This is a genomic window from Streptomyces sp. NH27 (genome assembly GCF_056859195.1).
The window spans coordinates 1-478 of the sequence record NZ_JACEGK010001078.1 but is presented as its reverse complement, the minus strand read 5'-3'; the positions used below and the strand labels follow the sequence as shown (position 1 = coordinate 478).

The following is a 478-nucleotide window of genomic DNA, read 5'->3' as shown; positions in this document are numbered from 1 at the left end:
GCATCACTTTGACAAGGTACAATGCACGAGCAACACTTACTAGAGAATTGACCGAGTTACTAGAGCGGACGGCGAAGGAATTAGACACCAAGGTATTTAAGACACGCATCCGTGAGAATATAGCCGTTAAAGAGGCGCAGGCGGTACGTCAAAACCTTTACGAGTATGCACCAAACAGCAACGCAAGCAAAGACTACCAAGCATTAACGAAAGAAATTTTAACCAACATCATTTTTTAAAGGAGTATCAAGCCGATGGCAAAGAAAGACTTTTCTAACATCCAAAGCCCTGCTATGCAATTTATTAGCACACCAGAGGAAACACCAGAACCAAAGAAAAAGGACGCCCCAAAGCAGGGCATCCCTGACGGATATAAACTAAATCCAGAGTACGTTGAGAAAAAGAGCAGACGCCTGCAACTATTGATGCAACCTAGCTTGTACGAGAAATTGAAATCCAAAGCATCCGACGAAGGGAC

General features: G+C 43.7%; 2 protein-coding genes. Both read left to right on the top strand.

The genetic code is table 11. From position 1 onward, the window contains the following. Nucleotides 1-239: ParA family protein (locus tag AC13HU_RS38105; RefSeq protein ID WP_483046570.1), on the top strand; the 239-nt coding region annotated here is incomplete at its 5' end. 15 nt (nucleotides 240-254) lie between these two features. Next, a partial coding sequence (locus AC13HU_RS38100) for a hypothetical protein (protein ID WP_483046569.1) occupies nucleotides 255-478 on the top strand: 224 nt, incomplete at its 3' end.